The organism is Enterobacter sp. BIGb0383 (assembly GCF_003751845.1).
In the GTDB taxonomy this organism is placed as follows: domain Bacteria; phylum Pseudomonadota; class Gammaproteobacteria; order Enterobacterales; family Enterobacteriaceae; genus BIGb0383.
The window spans coordinates 967,868-985,472 of sequence record NZ_RJKQ01000001.1 but is presented as its reverse complement, the minus strand read 5'-3'; the positions used below and the strand labels follow the sequence as shown (position 1 = coordinate 985,472).

General features: G+C 57.2%; 18 protein-coding genes. 10 read left to right on the top strand and 8 right to left on the bottom strand.

Annotation, left to right across the window (positions count from 1 at the left end; genetic code table 11):
* Window positions 1-27: 27 nt before the first annotated feature.
* From EDF81_RS04785 to ruvB, 4 genes are all read left to right on the top strand, one after another.
* Complete coding sequence (locus EDF81_RS04785) at window positions 28-768, top strand: YebC/PmpR family DNA-binding transcriptional regulator (RefSeq protein WP_123346732.1); 741 nt, start codon at window positions 28-30, stop codon at window positions 766-768.
* Between the two features lie 37 nt (window positions 769-805).
* Complete coding sequence (gene ruvC, locus EDF81_RS04780) at window positions 806-1,327, top strand: crossover junction endodeoxyribonuclease RuvC (protein WP_123346730.1); 522 nt, start codon at window positions 806-808, stop codon at window positions 1,325-1,327.
* 83 nt (window positions 1,328-1,410) lie between these two features.
* Window positions 1,411-2,025: a Holliday junction branch migration protein RuvA gene (gene ruvA / locus EDF81_RS04775; protein WP_123346728.1), complete on the top strand. Its 615-nt coding sequence runs from the start codon at window positions 1,411-1,413 to the stop codon at window positions 2,023-2,025.
* 8 nt (window positions 2,026-2,033) lie between these two features.
* Window positions 2,034-3,044, top strand: coding sequence for a Holliday junction branch migration DNA helicase RuvB (gene ruvB, locus EDF81_RS04770; protein WP_123346726.1), 1,011 nt, complete (start codon window positions 2,034-2,036; stop codon window positions 3,042-3,044).
* Window positions 3,045-3,080: 36 nt separating this feature from the next.
* Here the strand turns inward: ruvB and znuB are convergent, their stop codons facing one another.
* Entirely contained in the window at window positions 3,081-3,866 is a 786-nt protein-coding gene (znuB, locus tag EDF81_RS04765) for a zinc ABC transporter permease subunit ZnuB (RefSeq protein WP_123346725.1), read from the bottom strand.
* A complete protein-coding gene (gene znuC / locus EDF81_RS04760; RefSeq protein ID WP_123346723.1) occupies window positions 3,866-4,618 on the bottom strand; it encodes a zinc ABC transporter ATP-binding protein ZnuC in 753 nt (250 codons plus the stop codon). Before znuC ends, znuB begins: the two co-directional genes overlap by 1 nt.
* Before the next feature lie 78 nt (window positions 4,619-4,696).
* Here znuC and znuA point away from each other — a divergent pair, with 78 nt between their 5' ends.
* The 3 genes from znuA to lpxM all read left to right on the top strand — a co-directional run bounded on the left by znuA (window position 4,697) and on the right by lpxM (window position 8,078).
* A complete protein-coding gene (gene znuA / locus EDF81_RS04755; RefSeq protein WP_123346721.1) occupies window positions 4,697-5,641 on the top strand; it encodes a zinc ABC transporter substrate-binding protein ZnuA in 945 nt (314 codons plus the stop codon).
* 15 nt (window positions 5,642-5,656) lie between these two features.
* Window positions 5,657-6,979 (top strand): murein DD-endopeptidase MepM, encoded by a 1,323-nt coding sequence (gene mepM, locus EDF81_RS04750; RefSeq protein WP_123346719.1) that lies wholly within the window; start codon window positions 5,657-5,659, stop codon window positions 6,977-6,979.
* 121 nt (window positions 6,980-7,100) lie between these two features.
* Window positions 7,101-8,078, top strand: a complete 978-nt coding sequence (gene lpxM / locus EDF81_RS04745) for a lauroyl-Kdo(2)-lipid IV(A) myristoyltransferase (RefSeq protein WP_123346717.1) — start codon at window positions 7,101-7,103, stop codon at window positions 8,076-8,078.
* 53 nt (window positions 8,079-8,131) lie between these two features.
* Here the strand turns inward: lpxM and chaA are convergent, their stop codons facing one another.
* Window positions 8,132-9,232, bottom strand: coding sequence for a sodium-potassium/proton antiporter ChaA (chaA, locus tag EDF81_RS04740; protein WP_123346715.1), 1,101 nt, complete (start codon window positions 9,230-9,232; stop codon window positions 8,132-8,134).
* A 272-nt stretch (window positions 9,233-9,504) separates the two neighbouring features.
* Between chaA and chaB the strand changes: the two genes are divergently transcribed.
* Both chaB and EDF81_RS04730 read left to right on the top strand, forming a co-directional pair.
* Entirely contained in the window at window positions 9,505-9,735 is a 231-nt protein-coding gene (chaB, locus tag EDF81_RS04735) for a putative cation transport regulator ChaB (RefSeq protein WP_123347676.1), read from the top strand.
* Between the two features lie 166 nt (window positions 9,736-9,901).
* Entirely contained in the window at window positions 9,902-10,582 is a 681-nt protein-coding gene (locus EDF81_RS04730; RefSeq protein WP_123346713.1) for a gamma-glutamylcyclotransferase, read from the top strand.
* Between the two features lie 36 nt (window positions 10,583-10,618).
* Here the strand turns inward: EDF81_RS04730 and EDF81_RS04725 are convergent, their stop codons facing one another.
* From EDF81_RS04725 to EDF81_RS04715, 3 genes are all read right to left on the bottom strand, one after another.
* Window positions 10,619-10,864 (bottom strand): DUF1883 domain-containing protein, encoded by a 246-nt coding sequence (locus EDF81_RS04725; RefSeq protein ID WP_123346711.1) that lies wholly within the window; start codon window positions 10,862-10,864, stop codon window positions 10,619-10,621.
* Between the two features lie 211 nt (window positions 10,865-11,075).
* Entirely contained in the window at window positions 11,076-12,860 is a 1,785-nt protein-coding gene (locus tag EDF81_RS04720; RefSeq protein WP_123346709.1) for a methyl-accepting chemotaxis protein, read from the bottom strand.
* A 107-nt stretch (window positions 12,861-12,967) separates the two neighbouring features.
* The gene (locus tag EDF81_RS04715) at window positions 12,968-13,321 is read right to left on the bottom strand and encodes a DsrE/DsrF/TusD sulfur relay family protein (protein WP_123346707.1); all 354 of its coding nucleotides are present in this window, start codon (window positions 13,319-13,321) and stop codon (window positions 12,968-12,970) included.
* A 162-nt stretch (window positions 13,322-13,483) separates the two neighbouring features.
* Here EDF81_RS04715 and EDF81_RS04710 point away from each other — a divergent pair, with 162 nt between their 5' ends.
* Window positions 13,484-14,905 (top strand): YchO/YchP family invasin, encoded by a 1,422-nt coding sequence (locus EDF81_RS04710; protein WP_123347675.1) that lies wholly within the window; start codon window positions 13,484-13,486, stop codon window positions 14,903-14,905.
* Here EDF81_RS04710 and narL read toward each other — a convergent pair.
* Together narL and narX are read right to left on the bottom strand one after the other, a co-directional pair.
* On the bottom strand, window positions 14,902-15,552 hold the full coding sequence (gene narL, locus EDF81_RS04705; RefSeq protein ID WP_123346705.1) for a two-component system response regulator NarL: 651 nt from the start codon (window positions 15,550-15,552) through the stop codon (window positions 14,902-14,904). The two genes, EDF81_RS04710 and narL, sit on opposite strands and share 4 nt — an antisense overlap.
* A complete protein-coding gene (gene narX / locus EDF81_RS04700; protein WP_123346703.1) occupies window positions 15,473-17,344 on the bottom strand; it encodes a nitrate/nitrite two-component system sensor histidine kinase NarX in 1,872 nt (623 codons plus the stop codon). The genes narL and narX overlap by 80 nt, the downstream gene beginning before the upstream one ends.
* Between the last annotated feature and the right edge of the window lie 261 nt (window positions 17,345-17,605).

Here is a 17,605-nt window from a genome sequence, read left to right as displayed (position 1 = left end):
GCAGGCGCGCTTTTTGAGGAAATATTTATGGCAGGTCATAGTAAATGGGCCAACACCAAACACCGCAAAGCGGCACAGGATGCCAAGCGCGGTAAGATCTTCACCAAAATCATCCGCGAGCTGGTCACTGCAGCCCGTCTGGGTGGGGGCGATGCGGCATCTAACCCGCGTCTGCGCGCGGCGATAGATAAAGCCCTGTCCAACAACATGACGCGTGACACCCTCAACCGTGCGATTGCGCGCGGCGTGGGCGGTGACGAAGACGCGAACATGGAAACCATCATTTATGAAGGTTACGGCCCGGCCGGTTCTGCCATTATGGTGGAATGCCTCAGTGATAACCGTAACCGTACCGTTGCTGAAGTGCGTCATGCCTTCAACAAGTGCGGCGGTAACCTGGGGACCGACGGTTCCGTGGCGTACCTGTTCAGCAAGAAAGGGGTGATCTCTTTCGAAGCGGGCGACGAAGATGTGATTATGGACGCGGCGCTGGAAGCCGGTGCTGAAGACGTTGTGACCTTTGACGACGGCGCGATTGACGTTTACACCGCCTGGGAAGAGATGGGCGCCGTGCGCGATGCCCTGGAAGCCGCAGGTCTGAAAGCTGACAACGCCGAAGTGTCGATGATCCCGTCCACCAAAGCGGATATGGATGCGGAAACCGCACCGAAACTGCTGCGTCTGATCGATATGCTGGAAGACTGTGACGACGTGCAGGAGGTTTACCACAACGGTGAAATTTCTGACGAGGTTGCAGCAACCCTCTGATGACGTTGGCTAAAACGTTACTGACCGGAGACGCGTGATGGCGATTATTCTCGGTATTGACCCGGGTTCGCGCGTCACCGGTTACGGTGTGATTCGCCAGACCGGCAGACAGCTTAGCTATCTCGGTAGCGGCTGTATTCGCACCAAAGTGGACGATCTGCCCTCGCGGCTGAAGCTGATTTACGCCGGGGTCATGGAGATCATTACCCAGTTCCAGCCGGACTATTTCGCCATCGAGCAGGTTTTTATGGCGAAAAACGCCGACTCGGCGCTGAAGCTGGGGCAGGCGCGCGGCGTGGCTATCGTCGCCGCGGTTAACTGCGACTTGCCGGTATTTGAGTATGCGGCCCGGCAGGTCAAGCAAACCGTCGTGGGTATCGGCAGCGCGGAGAAAAGCCAGGTTCAGCATATGGTGAAAACCCTGCTGAAACTGCCCGCGAATCCGCAGGCCGACGCCGCCGATGCGCTGGCTATCGCCATTACGCACTGCCACGTGAGCCAGAACGCGGCGCAGATGAGCCCCCAGCGGCTTAATCTTGCACGCGGACGGCTCCGTTAATCATAAAAGAGGCTGGATGTTTATCCAGCCTTTTTCTATTATACCGACACTGAAACCAAACCGCCCTCAACCAGGAGCATAATGTGATAGGCCGACTCAGAGGCATTATTGTCGAAAAACAACCTCCGCTGGTCCTGCTCGAAGCAGGCGGCGTGGGCTATGAAGTGCATATGCCGATGACCTGTTTTTATGAGCTCCCCGAGGCGGGACAAGAGGCCATCGTGTTCACCCACTTTGTGGTGCGTGAAGATGCCCAGCTGCTGTTTGGCTTTAACAACAAGCAGGAACGCACGCTCTTTCGCGAGCTGATTAAGGTGAACGGCGTCGGGCCGAAGCTGGCGCTGGCGATCCTCTCCGGCATGTCAGCCCAGCAGTTTGTGAATGCGGTTGAGCGTGAAGAGCCTGCAGCACTGATTAAGCTGCCGGGTATTGGCAAAAAAACCGCCGAGCGTCTGGTGGTGGAAATGAAAGATCGCTTTAAAGGTCTGCATGGCGATCTGTTTACGCCAGCGGCGGATCTGGTTCTCACCACACCGGGCAGCGTTTCGCCTGCGGACGATGCGGAACAGGAAGCCGTTGCCGCGCTGGTGGCTCTGGGCTATAAACCTCAGGAAGCCAGCCGGATGGTGAGCAAAATCGCCCGTCCGGATGCCAACAGTGAAACGCTTATTCGCGAAGCGCTGCGCGCCGCGTTGTGAGGTAAAGGATGATTGAAGCAGACCGTCTGATATCAGCAGACAGCACCAGCGTCGAAGAGGTTGCGGACCGGGCGATTCGCCCTAAGCTGCTTGCCGAGTACGTCGGCCAGCCGCAGGTGCGTTCGCAGATGGAGATCTTTATCCAGGCGGCGAAGCTGCGTGGCGACGCGCTGGATCATCTGCTGATTTTTGGCCCGCCGGGGCTGGGGAAAACCACCCTGGCGAATATCGTGGCCAACGAGATGGGCGTGAATCTGCGCACCACCTCCGGGCCGGTGCTGGAAAAGGCCGGCGATCTGGCGGCGATGCTGACCAACCTTGAGCCGCACGACGTCCTGTTTATCGATGAAATTCACCGTCTGTCACCGGTGGTGGAAGAGGTGCTCTATCCGGCGATGGAAGATTATCAGCTGGATATTATGATTGGTGAAGGCCCGGCGGCGCGTTCGATCAAAATCGATCTGCCGCCCTTTACCCTGATTGGCGCAACCACGCGCGCAGGTTCTCTGACCTCGCCGCTGCGTGACCGCTTTGGTATCGTCCAGCGGCTTGAGTTTTATCAGGTTGCCGATCTTCAGCATATTGTTGGTCGCAGCGCCCGCTTTATGGGCCTGGAGATGAGCGATGACGGTGCGCTGGAAGTGGCGCGTCGTGCGCGGGGTACGCCGCGTATCGCCAACCGTCTGCTGCGCCGGGTGCGTGATTTCGCCGAGGTCAAATATAACGGGGATATTACGGCGGAGATTGCCGCCCAGGCGCTGGATATGCTCAACGTCGATGCAGAAGGCTTTGACTATATGGACCGTAAACTGCTGCTGGCGATTATCGATAAATTCTTCGGCGGGCCGGTGGGGCTGGATAACCTGGCGGCGGCTATCGGGGAAGAGCGTGAAACCATCGAGGACGTTCTTGAACCTTATCTTATCCAGCAGGGCTTTTTGCAGCGTACGCCACGCGGGCGTATGGCAACGGTCCGGGCCTGGAACCACTTCGGCATAACGCCACCGGCCATGCCCTGAGTGCTTCCCTCTCCTCAGGGAGAGGGACACTCGTCGTTAGCTTGCCGCTTTCTTTGTCATACTCAGCATAAACAGCGCTGCCGCACAGAGCACCACTGACGGCCCTGCTGGCGTATCATAAAACGCCGAGAAGGTCAGGCCGCCGGTCACCGCAATCATGCCAACCGCTACCGCGATACCGGCCATCTGCTCCGGCGTACGGGCGAAACGGCGGGCGGTTGCGGCCGGGATGATCAGCAGGGAGGTGATAATCAACGCGCCGACAAACTTCATCGCCACGCCGATGGTCAGGGCGGTAATCAGCATCAGCATAAGCTTCAGACGCTGCAGCTTAACGCCGTCGACAAAGGCCAGATCCGGGCTGATGGTCATCGACAGTAAATTGCGCCACTGCCAGAGTAGCAGCCCCACGACGATCGCCACCCCAGCGGCAATCGCCAGCAGATCGTCCGGCGTGACCGCCAGCAGATCGCCAAACAGATAGGCCATCAGGTCGACGCGAATATTGGACATCAGGCTGACCACCACCAGACCGAGCGACAGGGCGCTGTGCGCCATAATGCCCAGCAGCGTATCGACCGCCAGATGCGGACGTTTCTCCAGCCAGACCAGACCGCCCGCCAGGACCAGGGTGACGACGATCACCGCGTAAAACGGGTTGACGTCGAGCAGCAGACCAAAGGCCACGCCAAGCAGCGAGGCGTGGGCGAGGGTATCACCGAAATAGGACATCCGTCGCCAGACCACAAACGAGCCGAGCGGCCCGGCGGCGCAGGCGAGCATCATCCCGGCCAGCCAGCCGGGGAGTAAGAGTTCAATCATTAGCGTCCATTTCCCCGGCGTAACACAATGCGTCCCTGTAAATCATGGCGGTGATTGTGCTGGTGGCGATAGATCCCCAGCTGTTCAGCCCCGCGTGGGCCAAACATAGAGAGAAATTCAGGATGCATCGACACCACTTCAGGGGTGCCGGAGCAGCAAATATGGTGATTCAGGCACAGAACTTCGTCAGTTTTTGCCATCACCAGATGCAGGTCGTGTGAGACCATCAGCACGGCGCAGTTAAGCTCCTTGCGCAGCTGATCGATCAGATCGTAAAGCGCGACCTGGCCATTGACGTCTACGCCCTGAGTCGGCTCGTCAAGCACCAGCAGCTGCGGCGCGTTAAGCAGGGCGCGGGCCAGCAGCACGCGCTGGGTTTCGCCGCCGGAAAGGCGCTGCATGGGAGCGTCCACCAGGTGTCCGGCCTGCACGCGTTTCAGGGCGGGCAAAATGTCCTCTTTGCGCGTGCCCGGACGCAGGCGCATAAAGCGGCTGACGGTAAGGGGCAGGGTGGCGTCAAGGTAGAGTTTCTGCGGCACATAGCCGATACGCAGCTGGCCCTCGCGCTTGATCGTCCCGGTGTCCGGTGCTACCAGCCCCAGCACGACGCGTACCAGCGTCGATTTACCTGCGCCGTTAGGGCCCAGCAGGGTTAAAATTTTACCGGGTCGTAAGCTCAGCGAAATATCAGACAGCACGCGGCGCTGCCCAAAGCGGACCGAGACATTTTCCAGAGTGATCAGATTCGTCATATCAATTGAAGGGTTGCATAAGGGGCGAAATGTTATAATATCACACGCATCGCCCACATTTCGATGAATAGTCGCATTATGTTACATAAAAACACGCTTCTTTTCGCAACAATATCCGTTGCTCTCTGGGGTGGCGCAGCACAACGTGCTGATGCCGCGGTTGTCACGTCGCTGAAGCCGGTTGGCTTTATTGCCTCGGCCATTGCCGACGGCGTGACCGATACCCAGGTTTTACTGCCTGACGGCGCTTCCGAACATGATTACTCCCTGCGTCCGAGCGATGTAAAACGCTTACAGGACGCGGACTTAGTGGTCTGGATTGGCCCGGAGATGGAAGCCTTTATGGCCAAACCGGCAGCGCGTGTTGCGGAGCAAAAAAAGGTCACCATCGCGGAACTGGCGGCAGTGAAACCGCTACTCATGAAAGGGGCCGATAATGACGAAGAGGAGCACGAGCATCATCATCATGACGATGAAAAAGGTGACGATCATCACCATCACGGCGACTATAACATGCACCTGTGGCTCTCCCCAGAGATAGCGCGGGCTACCGCGGTTGCAATCCACGGCAAATTAGTGGAACTTATGCCGCAAAATAGAGACAAACTGAACGCAAACCTGAAAACGTTTGAGGCAAACTTAGCCGCAACCGACAAACAGGTCGCCGCCACGCTGTCGCCGCTGAAAGGGAAAGGTTACTTCGTTTTTCATGACGCCTACGGCTACTATGAAAAACACTACGGTTTAACGCCGCTTGGGCATTTTACCGTGAACCCGGAGATTCAGCCCGGTGCACAGCGTTTACATGAAATCAGAACACAACTGGTTGAGCAAAAAGCAACCTGCGTTTTTGCTGAGCCACAGTTCAGGCCCGCGGTCGTCGAAGCCGTAGCACGAGGGACATCCGTTCGAATGGGAACATTGGATCCCCTCGGGACCAGTATAAAGCTGGGGAAAGAGAGCTATGCACAGTTCCTGACCCAGCTATCTGACCAGTATGCGAGCTGCCTGAAAGGAGAATAATGAGGAAGTGAATACGTGCAACAGATAGCCCGCTCTGTCGCTCTGGCATTTAACAATTTGCCACGACCCCACCGCGTGATGCTGGGGTCGCTGACTGTTCTTACCTTAGCGGTCGCCGTATGGCGACCCTACGTCTATCACCCCGAAGCTGCCCCCATCGTCAAAACCATCGAGCTGGAAAAAAACGAGATCCGCTCTTTGCTGCCGGAAGCGAGCGAGCCTATCGATCAGACTCTGCCTGATGAGGTAGAAGCTCCCCCGCAGGATGAGCTTGATGACAAAACCGCCGGTGAAGCGGGCGTACATGAATATGTCGTCTCCACCGGTGATACGCTGAGCAGCGTGCTGAATCAGTACGGTATCGACATGAGCGATATCGCCCAGCTGGCCTCTGCCGATAGCGAGCTGAAAAACCTGAAGATTGGCCAGCAGCTCTCCTGGACATTAACCGACGGCGGTGAATTACAGCGCCTGACCTGGGAAATGTCGCGCCGCGAAACCCGCACCTACGATCGTGAAGCTAACGGCTTTAAGATGAGCAGCGAAATGCAGCAGGGTGACTGGGTGAATAACCTGATGAAAGGCACCGTCGGCGGCAGCTTTGTCTCCAGCGCCCGCGACGCCGGCCTGACCAGCAGTGAAGTCAGCTCGGTGATCAAAGCCATGCAGTGGCAGATGGACTTCCGTAAGCTGAAGAAAGGCGATGAATTCTCGGTACTGATGTCGCGTGAAATGCTGGCCGGTAAGCGTGAGCAGAGCCAGCTGGTTGGCGTGCGCCTGCGTTCAGATGGCAAGGACTACTACGCGATTCGTGCCGAAGACGGCAAGTACTACGATCGTAACGGTACCGGTCTGGCGAAAGGCTTCCTGCGTTTCCCGACCTCAAAGCAGTTCCGCGTGTCGTCCAACTTTAATCCACGTCGCGTTAACCCGGTGACCGGGCGTGTCGCGCCGCATAAAGGGGTCGACTTTGCGATGCCGCAGGGAACGCCGGTTCTTTCTGTCGGTGACGGTGAGGTGGTCGTCGCGAAGCGTAGCGGTGCGGCCGGTTACTATGTGGCGATTCGCCACGGTCGTACCTATACCACTCGCTATATGCACCTGCGTAAAATCCTGGTTAAGCCGGGACAGAAAGTGAAACGTGGCGATCGTATTGCGCTCTCCGGCAATACCGGCCGTTCCACCGGCCCGCATCTGCATTATGAAGTGTGGATCAACCAGCAGGTAGTCAACCCGCTGACGGCGAAACTGCCGCGCACCGAGGGTCTGACCGGCTCCGATCGCACGGATTATCTGGCGCAGGTTAAAACGGTACTGCCACAGCTGCGTTTTGATTAAACCTCGTCCATATAAAGCCGACGCACGTCCCGCGTCGGCTTTTTCTTTTGTCTGAAGCCCGACGCCTCGCTACACTAACGTCATCTCTTTATATTTCCCTTTGCACGACTGCGGAAAAGGCATGGAAAAGAAAAAAAACAGCGCTGAATACATTCCTGAGTTTGAAAACGGTTTTCTGCGACCGGGATACTGGGGGGCCTGGCTTGGGCTCGCTGCCTTTGCCGGTATTGCCCTGATCCCGGCGTCCCTGCGCGATCCTGTCCTCGGGAAGCTCGGGCGCTTTGTGGGACGTAATGCCCGCAGTGCTCGCCGCCGCGCGCAGATTAACCTGCTCTACTGCTTCCCTGAAAAAAGCGAAGACGAGCGGGAAGCGATTATCGACGATATGTTTGCGGTCGCGCCCCAGTCGATGGTGATGATGGCACAGCTTGCGCTGCGTGGACCGAAAAGCATTGAAGGCCGCGTTGACTGGCACGGCAAAGAGATCGTCGATGATCTGCGTGCGCAGGGTGAAAACGTGATTTTCCTCGTGCCACACGGCTGGGCGGTAGATATTCCGGCGATGCTGATGGCTGCGGAGGGGCAGCCGATGGCGGCCATGTTCCACAACCAGGGTAATAAAGTCTTCGATTATGCCTGGAACAGTGTGCGTCGCCGGTTTGGCGGGCGTCTCCATGCGCGTAACGACGGGATCAAACCTTTTATTCAGTCTGTACGGCAGGGCTACTGGGGCTACTATCTTCCCGATCAGGACCACGGTGCCGAGCACAGCGAGTTTGTCGATTTCTTTGCCACCTATAAGGCAACGCTACCGGCGATTGGCCGCCTGATGAAAGTCTGTCGTGCGAGGGTTGTCCCGTTATTCCCGGTCTACGACGGAAAAACGCATCGGTTGAGCATTCATATTCGCCCGCCGATGGATGACCTGATGACGGCTGATGACGAAACAATTGCCCGGCGGATGAACGAAGAGGTCGAGATCTTTGTCGCCCCGCAGCCGGATCAGTACACCTGGATCCTGAAGCTGCTGAAGACGCGTAAACCGGGCGAAGAAGAGCCGTACGTGCGTAAGGATCTCTATCCGAAGAAGAAGCGCTAAGCTCAAGCAAAAACGGCACCCATCGGGTGCCGTTCTGCTAATGAAGGGTGGTGTTAAACAAAGATAGTCATCAGATAGGCGATAAACAGCGCCATATGGGCAGAGCCGTTCAGCACGTTAGTTCGCCCGGTGGAGAAGGAGATCTGGCACAGCACCAGGGAGGCCAGCATCACAATCATCTCCGGCATCCCCAGGCTGAATACCAGCTCGTTGCCGGTCAGCAGAGCGATCAGGGTGACAACCGGAACGGTCAGGGAGATGGTCGCCAGGACGGAGCCAAAGAACAGATTCATCGCCCGCTGAACCTGATTATTGAGCACCGCTTTCAGCGCGCCTAAGCCTTCAGGAGACAGAATCAGCAGCGCCACCAGGAAACCGGTAAACGCGGTCGGGGCGTTGACTTCGGTCAGCAGCGTTTCCAGCGGGACGGCGTTCATCTTGGTCACGGCAATGACCGCAATCAGATGTACGATCAGCCAAACCGCATGCCACAGATTACTGTGCGCGGACGGCTTACCGTGGTGCGGGTCATCATCGTCGCTGTCATCTTCATGTTCATAGATAAACAGGCTCTGATGGGTGCGGGTCTGAATCAGCAGGAAAACGCCGTACATGCCCGCGGAAATCGCCGCGACCAGCAGAGACTGGGCTGCGGTAAAGTTGCCGCCCGGCAGCGCCATCGGGAAGACCAGCACAATCACCGCCAGCGGGAAGAGGGCAATCAGGTACTGCTTAATGCCAAACAGGTTTACGTACTGGGTGGCGAATTTGCGCCCGCCCAGCAGCAGGGAAAAACCGACCAGCCCGCCGGTGACGATCATAATGATCGAATAGAGGGTGTCGCGCATCAGGGTTGGCGCGGCATCGCCCGTGGCCATCAGGGCAGAAATCAGGCTCACTTCAAGAATCACCACTGACAGGCTGAGAATCAGCGATCCGTAGGGTTCACCCAGACGGTGGGCCAGTACGTCCGCGTGGCGAACGACGCTAAATGCGCTGCTCAGAATACCCACCAGAGCGAGGGCATTAATGGCAACAACAATGGGTAGCGACTGGCTGGATCCCCAGAAAAACAGGACCGCCAGTGCTAAGACCGGGAAAATAAGGCTTGTCTCCTTATGACGGGTTTTAACCGCCTCGGGCGTATGTGGCATCTTCCTTCTCCATCTCTGCAGGTGCTTTAATTATATATAAAAAAATTGAGGGGAATAACATAACAGACGATGGCCATTTGTAAGGTTTTTTTTACGTAGATTTACCCCGTTTAACCGTTTTTCATTCATGTGTCTTATATTCCTCTGTTTATCTTAAATTCAATTTATTAAACAATGAGTTATTGTTTTTGATTTCCAATAATCATTCTCAACTGGCGAGCCCTGCTACTCTGGTCCACACTGACTATTGTGTTTAAAACAGGAGACTGATGATGCCTTACAAGCAAACCCACGATCTGCCCGACAGCGTGCGCCATGTCCTGCCTGCACACGCGCAGGAAATCTATAAAGAGGCCTTTAATAGCGCCTGGGACCAGTACAAAGATGAGAGCGACCGCCGGGATGATGCGAGCCGGGAAGAGACCGCTCACCGCGTGGCCTGGGCTGCGGTGAAGCATGGCTATGAAAAAGGCGATGACGATAAATGGCATAAAAAGAAATAGAGATCGCGCGTGCCGGGAAGGCTATACCGACGTTTACACGCCGTCGCTTGCATGCGGTCTGCAAATTGCATATGGTCACCAGAGGTAATTTTCAAAAGTGACAAAAAAGTCTGGAAGGCGTCAAAAGCGGTAGCAGGGAAGTGTGCAGTGGTGGAGGTAGATGTAAATGTTAACGCGTGATTTCTTAATGAATGCGGATTGTAAGACGGCATTTGGTGCCATTGAGGAATCGCTTCTGTGGTCCGCCGAGCAGCGGGCCGCGTCGCTTGCCGCGACGCTGGCATGCCGACCGGATAACGGGCCCGTGTGGCTGTTCGGTTACGGTTCGCTGATGTGGAACCCGGCGCTGGAGTATACGGCGTCCTGTACCGGTACGCTGGTCGGCTGGCACCGCGCCTTCTGTCTGCGTTTGACAGCCGGACGCGGTAGCGCCTGTCAGCCAGGGCGAATGCTTGCACTGAAAGAGGGCGGACGCACCACCGGCGTCGCCTATCGGCTGCCGGAAACGATGCTGGAAGAAGAACTGATGCTGCTGTGGAAGCGGGAGATGATCACCGGCTGCTATCTGCCGAGCTGGTGCCGGCTTGAGCTGGATGACGGGCAGACGGTAAATGCCCTGGTCTTTATTATGGATCCGCGTCATCCACTGTATGAGTCTGACACCCGCGTGCAGGTGATTGCGCCGCTTATCGCGGCGGCCAGTGGCCCTCTCGGGACTAATGCCCAGTATCTTTTCTCCCTGGAACAGGAGCTGGACCGTCTGGGGATGCAGGACGACTGCCTGAACGAGCTGGTGAATAAGGTGCGGTGTCTGCACGACGGCGAGCCGCAGGCGGGCGTCGCCTGAGTTAAAGCGGCCCCTGAAGACAGGGGCCGAAATGCCTTAAGCCGGAACGTAGCTTATAGAATGCTCCAGAGACTGGCTGTGGCTGTCGATCAACACATTCCAGGTGCCGCTGTAGGGCACCGTCAGATACGCACTGTCGCGATTCTGAACGCTCAGAATATCGCTCTGCGTTTGTGCCGCTCTTGCTTTGGTACTCATCAAATGAATGTGGCACTGTTCAGAACAGCGAACCACCACCGTATCACCACCAAATAACGTCAGACTTGCTTTCACCAGCGCCATAGTTACCCCATCCAGCCGTTGTTATGCACTCCCTGCGACTCAATCCTGCGCGTGATATAGTTCACACTTACTGCTGGCATAACACCAAAGGGGGAGGGTATAGATGCTGATTTTGATCAAAAAATGGTGTAACGATTAAACAAAAATGACAATATGCCTGAAAGCATTCAGCCGACGCGCTAATCCGTGGTAAAAGCGCGTCGGCGAAAGATTAAATGCGGAAATGCCCTGCGGTTTCGGCTAACTCACCCGCCTGGCCCTGAAGCGCGCTGGCCGCTGCGGCAGACTGTACGACCAGTTCCGCGTTCTGCTGCACCATCCGGTCGAGATCGGTCACCGCGTGGTTAATTTCCTGAATCCCTTTCATCTGCTCACTGCTGGCAATGCTAATCTCGCGCATAATGCCGGAAACACTGCCGATGCTGGCGACGATCTCGTGCATGCTGTCTCCCGCCAGACGGACATAGCGTGAGCCGGTCGCGACGCTTTCGGTGGTGGCATCAATCAGCGTTTTGATCTCTTTCGCCGCCTGGGCGCTGCGGCTGGCCAGGTTGCGGACTTCTCCGGCCACCACGGCAAATCCACGACCCTGCTCTCCGGCGCGGGCGGCTTCAACCGCGGCGTTCAGGGCCAGAATATTGGTCTGGAAAGCAATACTGTCGATCACGCTGGTGATATCGCCAATTTTCGCCGAGGCGCTCTCGATGGTCTGCATGGTATTGATGGCATTGGTCACCACCTCACCGCCGCGTGATGCCGCCTGCGACGCATTTTCGGCCTGGGTGTTTGCCGCCGTGGCAGAGTCCGTCGACTGGGCAACCGAGGCGGTAATTTGTTCCACGGCGCTGGCGGTTTCCCGCAGGCTTGAGGCGGCCTGTTCGGTACGTCCGGAAAGATCCTGGTTACCGGCAGCAATCTCTCTCGCGGCGTTCTGCACCGAGGTGCTGGACTCGCGAAGCTGCACCATCACACCTGAGAGCTTATCGCTGAAGGCATTAAAGGCGTGGGCGATTTGCGCCACCTCGTCGTTGCCGGATTCCGGCAGACGCTGGGACAGATCGTTGTCTCCGCTGCTGATAGCCCGCATCGCATCACGGATGGTGATCAGGCGTTTAAGCAGGGCGGCAACGACAAAATGCACCACCGCGCCGCCGAGCAGGACCAGCACAATCAGCGACAGCGCCGAGGCTTTCAGCAGCGATTTCATGCCTGAAGTGGCGTCGGTGCTATCCAGCGCAACCGCCAGCAGCCAGGTAGTCCCTTTGACCGGCGTGGCGGTAAAGGTTTTCACCGCACCGGCAAAGGTGCCTTCAACGGTCTGACCTGCGGCCAGCGCCGGGAAATCCGTATCGCTGACGGCGTCTTTAAAGGGTTTCAGCGTCAGGTCCGGGTTATTGGCGGCAATCACGGTACCGTCACTGTCCAGCAGCAGGCCGCTGCTGTTTGGCGTCGGGTGAATACCGCGCACGTTGGCGACGACGCTGTCCATGGTGACATCTCCGGCGACGACGGCTTTCAGCGTACCATTCTCTTTCACCGGCACGGCGAAGGTGACCACCAGTTTACCGGTTCCGGCATCAACGTAGGGCGCGGTCACGACCGGTGCATCGGTCTTCTGCACCTGTTGATACCACGGGCGTGATGTCGGGTCGTAATCGGCGGGGACGCCGGTCGGATCGGAGAATTTGGCCGTGCGGGTGGCATAGCCAACGTAGACGTTAGAAAAACCTCCGGCGCGGGCCATCAGGCTAAAAACGGGCACCGGGTCCTCGCTCAGGGCGGTGGACTGCAGGGAGGTAATCACCATCATTTTGCTATTCACCCAGTCAGCGATGGCCATACTGTGGCTGGCGCTGGTGCTGGCGAGAATATCGTGCTGCGACTGTTGATTATCGAAGCGGGTGACCTGAAAGTTAATAACGGTATTAAGAAGTAAAGCAACGGCGAGGCATCCCGCCGTCGCGACAATAATACGAGCGCGAATTGAACTGAGCATAATTATTATACCTGCTGTGTGTTGTCTCAAAATTATCGGCAACACGTAAGGCAAACTTGATGCTCAAACCACGCGCATAAGAAAAAACTATATTCTCCGGTAGCCTCTCAAAACGTCAGCACTTTATCGGCTCTGAGGGTCCACTGGGCCAGCTCGACCAGGGTTCCAATCTCAATACCGTCAATCAGCGGCAGCGTGGCGATCCCCCGGCCATCGACGCAGGTTTTGCACAGCTTAACCGGCACCTGCTGGGCGGTGAGGATCTCCAGCATTTGCTGGATATTATAGCCCTCGGCGGGTTTTTGCCCGCGCAGCCCGGCGGTCACCGCATCGGACATTAAAAAAAGACGCAGGTCGAGGTCAGGCTGCTGCTCGCATAGCGCAATCGCCAGCCGCAGGCTGTTAAACAGAGATTCGCTGCCGTAGGCCGCACCGTTCGCCACAATAACGATATGTTGCATCATTGCTCCTTGTTATCCGGGGTCGGTCATCAGTGTACTGGCAAGGCCCGGATGCCGGATCGGGTTTTTCCTGGAATGTGAAAGCAGGCTGATTATATGGGCGAAAAAGGCTAGAATTTTAGATTGATGCCTCTATTAATAGCCAATTGCCCGTCGCCAATGATGTTGACTGCTTTACCTTTATCGTCCCGCCGCGTTCTGTTTCTCCTTCTGCTAATGGCAGGAGCGGGTGCGCATGCGCATGCGCAGGGAAATTTCGAGCAAAAGGCGGCAAATCCCTTCGACAATAATCAGGATGGCCTGCCCGATTTGGGGATGGCCCCGGAGAACGGCGAGTGGGAGAAAAATTTTGCCGGAATGGTGAAATCATTCGGCGAAGCCAGCATGGTGGATAACGGCCTTGGTGCGGGCGAACAGGCGAGGGTGTTTGCTCTCGATCATCTCCGTGACACGGTCAGCGAGCAGGTCAGCCGCAGCGTTGAGTCCTGGCTTTCGCCCTGGGGCAATGCCAGCGTCGAGCTGCTGGTAGATAACGAAGGTAATTTTAGCGGCAGCCACGGAAGCTGGTTTGTGCCCCTGCAGGATAACGATCGCTACCTTAGCTGGAGTCAGTTTGGCGTCACCCGGCGCAGCGAGGGGACGGTGGGCAACGCCGGAATAGGCCAGCGCTGGATGGCCGGTGACTGGCTGCTGGGCTACAACACCTTCTACGACAGCTGGCTCGATGAGCACATCTCCCGCGGCGGGCTAGGGGCGGAAGCGTGGGGGGAATATCTGCGCCTGTCGGCCAACTACTATCAGCCGCTTGGCGGCTGGCAAAACAGCACGGTATTGCAAGAGCAAAGAATGGCCCGTGGCTATGACCTGACGGCGCAGGCCTGGCTGCCGTTTTATCGCCATGTGAATACCAGCATCAGTTTTGAGCACTATTTTGGTGATAACGTCGACCTGTTCGATTCCGGTACCGGCTATCACAATCCGACGGCGGTGTCGCTGGGCCTCAATTACACTCCGGTGCCGATCGTCACCCTGACCGCCCAGCATAAGCAGAGCGAAAGCGGCGTCAGCCAGAATAACCTGGGGCTGAAACTCAATTATCGCTTCGGCGTGCCGTTGAAAAAACAGCTCCAGGCCAGTGAGGTGGCGGCGAGTAAATCTCTGCGTGGCAGTCGCTACGACGGCCCGCAGCGCAATATGCTGCCGGTAATGGAGTCGCGCCAGCGTAAAACCCTGTCGGTATTCCTCGCCACGCCGCCCTGGGATCTCCAGTCGGGCGAAACGGTGGCGCTGAAACTGCAGGTGCGGAGCGTGAACGGGGTCCGCGCTCTGGACTGGGAGGGCGATGGTCAGGCGCTAAGTCTGACGCCGCCAGCGGATCCACGGGATCGGGACGGCTGGACGATTATTATGCCTGCCTGGGATGAAAGCCCCGGCGCGACCAATCGCTGGCATCTGAGGGTAACGGTTGAGGATGAAAAAGGACAGCGGGTCTCATCCAATGAGATCGAACTGGCGCTGACAGCGCCATTAATCAACTGGTCCGAAGACGATCCCCGCTGGCAATTGCTGCCAGCGACGGATTAAAACACGCGTTCCTGATGGACCCAGACGGCGGCTTCAACGCGCGACTTAAGCCCCATCTTTTTGAGCATATGTTTGACGTGAACCTTCACGGTGCTTTCGGTGATATCCAGACGGCGGGCGATCATCTTATTCGGCAGACCCTGAGCAATCAGCTTCAGAATATCGCGTTCGCGTGGCGTCAGCTGTGACACGTCCCGTGCGGAAGGGGCGCGATTGGCGCGCAGGCTGGCGGCCAGCACCGGCGTCAGGGTTTCACTCAGCACCATTTCACCGGCCGCAGCCTGCTGCAGCGCCTTGAGCAGATCTTCCGGCTCCATATCCTTGAGCAAATAACCGTCGGCGCCGCGTTTCAGAGCGGTGACCACATCTTCTTCATGATTGGAGACGCTAAACACCACGACCCGGCCGGAGAGCGGTTTTTCACGCAGGCGGTCAAGGGTTTCCAGACCGTTCATTCCCGGCATATTCAGATCGAGCAGAATCAAATCTGGATCGAGGCGCTCCGCCATCTCAATACCCTGTTCACCGTTACCTGCTTCGCCAATCACGGTGATTTCGGGGGCCATACTAATTAGCTGTTTTACGCCAGTGCGTAGCATCGGATGATCGTCGATCAGCAGGATTGTTGCCGGTTCCTGATAACTCATTTTGTGTTCCTTGTACGGATATAGTGGGGGCATCAGGTACGAATGTGACAATCACTTCCGTCCCGCCTGATTCACGACGTCGTACCTGACAGTCGCCGTGCAGGCTTTGGGCGCGGTCGCGCATAATAATCAGACCGTAGTGGTTGCTGCGCTCGGCCTTATCAGGCAGGCCGCAGCCATTATCCTGAACGGTTAAACGGACTTCATTGCCGTGCTGCATCACCAGCACGCTAATCTCGGTGGCATTAGCGTGCTTCAGCGCATTATTCAGCGCCTCGCGGGCGATTTGCACCAGATGAATGGCCTGGTGCGACGGCACGCGTCGCGGGATCAGTCGATAATCCAGCGCCACGGGGAAGCCCAGTCGGGTACTGAACTCGGCACAGCTCTCCTCCAGCGCCGGACGCAAACCCGGTTCGGTCAGCTTGAGGCGGAAGGTGGTCAGCAATTCGCGAAGCTGTCGCCATGAGCTGTTTAGCTCATTGCGCACCTGACCCAGCAGATCGCGGCTCTGTTCCGGTAGCCCTTCGCCCTGCATCTGCAGACAGCTGACCTGCATCTTCATGCAGGAGAGGGACTGGGCGATGGAGTCGTGCAGTTCCCGGGCAATCGCCGAACGCTCTTCCATTACCATAAGCTGCTGCTGATGCTCCTGCCTGCGCTCCAGCGCCAGGGTGGCGGAGACTTGCTCCATCAGCGTATCCAGCATCTGTCGCTGATCGCGGCTAAGGTGGGAGCCCTGCGGCAGACGGGCCAGCATCAGGCCGTACTGACAGTGGTTATCCACCAGACGCCATTTCAGGGTGATATCCTGCGGGACGTCGCGCACCTCGCGCTGCGGGCAGAGATGGCAGTTTTTTTCCACGCAGTGGGCGTCCGGGCGCCAGGCAAATTCCTGATAGAGGCTTTCATCATCGCCGGAATCGTAGACCCGTAGCTCAATATTGCGCAGCAGGGTTAGCTCCTGCAGCTGGTTAAGGATGGGTGCAAGGCGTTCGCACAACGGCGCGCCTGAGTGCAGGCGACGGCTGGCTTCCCACAGGAAAGCGAGGATCTGGTTTTTGTGCTCAAGACCGGCGGTTTTTTCCTGTACCCGGGTCTCCAGCACTGAATAGCTTTCGGCCAGCTCTGCGGACATGCTGTTCAGCGCGCGTCCCAGCGTGGCCATCTCATCCTGTCCGCTGACGCTGGCCCGGCGGGTAAAATCGCGCTGGCCAATCGCGGTCGCCATTGCCAGCAGCTGACGCCAGGGGCGGAGCAGACGTTTTCGTAGCCAGATCACGGTGAAGATCAGAAGCATGCCCATCAGCAACGCCAGGGAACTCTGGAGCCAGACCACATCCTTAATGCGCTCTTCGGTGGTGTGGTCGAAAGCGGTGACCAGCAGATCGATCTGGCTGACAAACTGGGTCACTTCTTCATGCACTTCATCGGGGGTGCTGGCCCGCTGCACGGCAGGTGACAGCTCCGTTTGCCAGTAACGCGCCAGCGCGTTCAGGCTCTGCATTTCATTGTCGGTGACGGCGGCATGGCGAAGTTCCGGGCTTTCTACCGTTATGCTCATCTCGTCGAGCAGCGCTTTGTCCTGCGGCGTAAGGGGAACCGCAGCCAGCAGGCGATAGCTCTGCATGCGCAAAGAACCTGCTTTATTGATGGCGTGCGCGCTGCCCTGGATGCCCTGGGCAAGCCAGCCGGCCATGGTCATCCCGGCCACGCCCAGCGCAGCCAGCAGCAGCACAATAAGCGCCAGCTGGTTGACTAGCGTTAAAGGGGAGAACAGGCGTCTGGTCATCAGCGACTCCGTAGCAGGCCGGGAAAGGGGACTATTCTCAGTCATCACCTGGAGTATACCCATACCTCAAAGGGATTACTCCTTTATTGCCCTGTGGGTACACTTTTGCAGGGGAATTGTCGTTGGCGTGTGCTACCAGATGAAAAACCACACTTTTTTTATCTTCTTTTATTACTCACTAAGGATAGGGGTATTTTTCTCGCGCCGTCGTAGCGGACTTATCCATTGATTTACATCAACTTACCCAGCACACCAACGCCT

What these genes read in the sequence shown, in the direction of transcription:
- EDF81_RS04785 (WP_123346732.1), top strand. Translation starts at nt 28, where the DNA reads ATGGCAGGTCATAGTAAATGGGCCAACACCAAACACCGCAAAGCGGCA.
- ruvC (WP_123346730.1), top strand. Translation starts at nt 806, where the DNA reads ATGGCGATTATTCTCGGTATTGACCCGGGTTCGCGCGTCACCGGTTAC.
- ruvB (WP_123346726.1), top strand. Translation starts at nt 2,034, where the DNA reads ATGATTGAAGCAGACCGTCTGATATCAGCAGACAGCACCAGCGTCGAA.
- znuB (WP_123346725.1), bottom strand. Translation starts at nt 3,866, where the DNA reads ATGATTGAACTCTTACTCCCCGGCTGGCTGGCCGGGATGATGCTCGCC.
- znuC (WP_123346723.1), bottom strand. Translation starts at nt 4,618, where the DNA reads ATGACGAATCTGATCACTCTGGAAAATGTCTCGGTCCGCTTTGGGCAG.
- znuA (WP_123346721.1), top strand. Translation starts at nt 4,697, where the DNA reads ATGTTACATAAAAACACGCTTCTTTTCGCAACAATATCCGTTGCTCTC.
- lpxM (WP_123346717.1), top strand. Translation starts at nt 7,101, where the DNA reads ATGGAAAAGAAAAAAAACAGCGCTGAATACATTCCTGAGTTTGAAAAC.
- chaA (WP_123346715.1), bottom strand. Translation starts at nt 9,232, where the DNA reads ATGCCACATACGCCCGAGGCGGTTAAAACCCGTCATAAGGAGACAAGC.
- chaB (WP_123347676.1), top strand. Translation starts at nt 9,505, where the DNA reads ATGCCTTACAAGCAAACCCACGATCTGCCCGACAGCGTGCGCCATGTC.
- EDF81_RS04730 (WP_123346713.1), top strand. Translation starts at nt 9,902, where the DNA reads ATGTTAACGCGTGATTTCTTAATGAATGCGGATTGTAAGACGGCATTT.
- EDF81_RS04725 (WP_123346711.1), bottom strand. Translation starts at nt 10,864, where the DNA reads ATGGCGCTGGTGAAAGCAAGTCTGACGTTATTTGGTGGTGATACGGTG.
- EDF81_RS04720 (WP_123346709.1), bottom strand. Translation starts at nt 12,860, where the DNA reads ATGCTCAGTTCAATTCGCGCTCGTATTATTGTCGCGACGGCGGGATGC.
- EDF81_RS04715 (WP_123346707.1), bottom strand. Translation starts at nt 13,321, where the DNA reads ATGCAACATATCGTTATTGTGGCGAACGGTGCGGCCTACGGCAGCGAA.
- EDF81_RS04710 (WP_123347675.1), top strand. Translation starts at nt 13,484, where the DNA reads ATGTTGACTGCTTTACCTTTATCGTCCCGCCGCGTTCTGTTTCTCCTT.
- narL (WP_123346705.1), bottom strand. Translation starts at nt 15,552, where the DNA reads ATGAGTTATCAGGAACCGGCAACAATCCTGCTGATCGACGATCATCCG.
- narX (WP_123346703.1), bottom strand. Translation starts at nt 17,344, where the DNA reads ATGACCAGACGCCTGTTCTCCCCTTTAACGCTAGTCAACCAGCTGGCG.